The sequence below is a fragment of the Streptomyces panacea genome (assembly GCF_040560175.1).
GTDB classification, from domain to species: domain Bacteria; phylum Actinomycetota; class Actinomycetes; order Streptomycetales; family Streptomycetaceae; genus Streptomyces; species Streptomyces panacea.
Window position 1 is genome coordinate 1 of sequence record NZ_JARJHW010000351.1, and the last position, 2,459, is coordinate 2,459.

General features: G+C 72.9%; 2 protein-coding genes and 2 pseudogenes. 2 read left to right on the top strand and 2 right to left on the bottom strand.

The features are described from left to right. Positions 1–299: pseudogene (locus P3L51_RS35820) on the top strand (hypothetical protein); the annotation flags it as partial. Between the two features lie 53 nt (positions 300–352). Next, positions 353–1,729, top strand: coding sequence for a serine hydrolase domain-containing protein (locus tag P3L51_RS35825; protein ID WP_354609542.1), 1,377 nt, complete (start codon positions 353–355; stop codon positions 1,727–1,729). 80 nt (positions 1,730–1,809) lie between these two features. On the opposite strand, the gene P3L51_RS35830 is transcribed toward P3L51_RS35825, so the two are convergent. Together P3L51_RS35830 and P3L51_RS35835 are read right to left on the bottom strand one after the other, a co-directional pair. Next, positions 1,810–2,274, bottom strand: a complete 465-nt coding sequence (locus P3L51_RS35830) for a GNAT family N-acetyltransferase (RefSeq protein ID WP_354609543.1) — start codon at positions 2,272–2,274, stop codon at positions 1,810–1,812. Further along, positions 2,271–2,459, bottom strand: a pseudogene (locus tag P3L51_RS35835) (hypothetical protein); the annotation flags it as partial. The gene P3L51_RS35830 and the pseudogene P3L51_RS35835, both read right to left, overlap by 4 nt.

Genomic DNA, 2,459 nt, shown 5'->3' on the forward strand with positions numbered 1-2,459 from the left:
CGACGGCTCGCGCGCCCCGCCGGTCCTGCCCTCGGGTCCACCAGTGCGCGAGCAGCGCGACGGCGGCGACGGGCGCGGGCACGCCGGTACACCGGGCACGGGGCACGATCCCCCGTTCCTACCTCCGCCTCACCAACGACCGGTCGCTCCCGGTGGCCATGCAGGACCGGCTGATCGCCGAGACGGACGAACTGACGCCGGACAACCCTTACGACGTGCACAGCCTGGCCGGCAGCCACACCGGGTTCGTGCTCCAGGCTCCCAAGGTGGCCGGCATCCTCGACGGTCTGGCGCTCTGAGCCCCCGCGGAAATGAGGTCGACGGGACACGGCTCTACCGATAGATGTGGACCATGACCTCACCTCTCGAAGACCTTCTCCCCGGTACGCGACGGGCCCTGCGCCACCGCATCGCCACCGCGCAGTCCGAGGGCCGCGCCCCCTCGCTCGTCGGCGCGGTCGCGCGCGACGGGCGCACCGTCTGGTCGGGCGGGCGCAGTTGTGTGGACGGTCATGAGCCGGACGCGGACACCCAGTACCGGATCGGCTCCATCACCAAGTGCTTCACCGCCGTTCTGGTGCTGCGGCTGCGCGACGAGGGCCTGCTCGATCTGGCGGACCCGCTGGAGAAGCACCTGCCCGGCACCGGGGTCGGCGAGGTCACCATCGCCCAACTCCTCAGCCACGGAGCCGGTCTGGCGGCCGAGGCGCCTGCCCCCTGGTGGGAGCGCACCCCGGGCACGACGCGCCCCGAGCTGGCCGACGTACTCGGCGAGCACCCCGTGCTGCACCCCGCCGGCCGGCTGCACCACTACTCCAACCCCGGCTACACGCTGCTCGGTTCGCTGATCGAGGCGGTGCGTGGCGCGTCCTGGGAGGAGGTGCTGCGGCGGGAGATCCTGGAGCCGCTGTCGATGCACCGTACGACCGCGCAGCCCGTCGCCCCGGCGGCCGGTGGTTTCGCCGTGCATCCCTGGGCCGACGCGATCCTGCCCGAACCGGCCGAGGATCTCGGCCTGATGGCCCCGGCGGGCCAGCTCTGGTCGACCGCCGACGACCTGTGCCGCTTCGGGGCGTTCCTCGCCGAGGGCGACGATAGGGTCCTGAGCGCCGCGTCCGTACGGGAAGCCCGGACGCCCGCCACGCCCCCCGAGGGCGGTGAGTGGGGCGGCGGTTACGGGCTCGGCGTGCAACTCGTCAACGGGGGCGGCCGCACGTACGCCGGGCACACGGGCTCCCTGCCGGGCTTCGTCGCCGCGCTCTGGGTGAGCGTCGAGGACGGACTGGTCGCCGTCACGCTCGCCAACGCCACCTCAGGACCGCTCGTCGGTACTGTCGCCGCCGACCTCATCAACATCGTGGCGGACGCGGAGCCCCGTATCCCCGAGCCGTGGCGGCCACTGCCCGAGGTCGATCAGGAGCTGCTGGCGCTGACGGGCCCCTGGTACTGGGGTGCGACCCCGTTCGTCCTGCGCCTGACGGCGGACCGCGGCCTGGACTTCGCGCCGCTGCGCGCGGCCGGCCGCCGCTCGCGCTTCGTGGCTCAGCCGGACGGCACCTGGAAGGGGCTCGACGGCTACTACACGGGGGAGACCTTGAAGGCCGTCCGGCGCCCGGACGGGCGGGTGAGCCATCTCGACCTGGGCTCCTTCGTCTACACCCGCGAGCCGTACGAGCCGGGGGACGCGGTCCCGGGCGGGGTGGACGAGCAGGGCTGGCGCGGTCTGTGATGTTTCACGTGAAACCGGACAGGCCGCGCTGATCCCGCCCTCGTCGGCCAGGCCGTGTCCTGTGGTCCACCGGGCACGGCCTAGACCCCGGTCTCCAGGCTCAGCTTGAATCCGACATGGGACGCGGTGAAGCCGAGCCGTTCGTAGAAGCGCAGGGCGTCCGTACGCGACGCGTCGGACGTCAGCTGGACCAGCTGACAGCCCTGGCGGCCGGATTCGTCGATGGCCCACTGGATCAACCGCGTGCCGAGGCCGGAGCCGCGCTCGTCGGCGCGCACGCGCACGCCCTCGATGACCGAGCGCGTCGCGCCCCGGCGGGAGATGCCCGCGATGATCGTCAGTTGCAGCGTCCCGACGACCCGCCCATCGCGCTCGGCGACGACCTGGTACTGATTCGGGTCGTCGGCGAGCCGCTCGAAGGCCTTGAGGTACGGGGTGAGGTCGTCCGGCGACTCGCGCGCCGCGCCCAGCGGGTCGTCGGCGAGCATCGCCACGATCTCCTGGAGATCACCGGCGTCGGCCGGACGTATGCGCAGATCGTTCATGGCTCGCAGATTACGCCGGGGCCGGCACGACCCGCCCTGCGGTCGGCCGAGGCCGCCCGGAGCCGCCGTCCGCGGCGCGTCAGCCCCCACGGCTTCAGCACCGAGATGACCGTCATGAAGAGGTACGCGGCGGTCGCCACCGACGGTGCGGCGACCAGGCTGATGTCGGGTACCCCGCCGCTGCC

What these genes read in the sequence shown, in the direction of transcription:
- P3L51_RS35825 (WP_354609542.1), top strand. Translation starts at nt 353, where the DNA reads ATGACCTCACCTCTCGAAGACCTTCTCCCCGGTACGCGACGGGCCCTG.
- P3L51_RS35830 (WP_354609543.1), bottom strand. Translation starts at nt 2,274, where the DNA reads ATGAACGATCTGCGCATACGTCCGGCCGACGCCGGTGATCTCCAGGAG.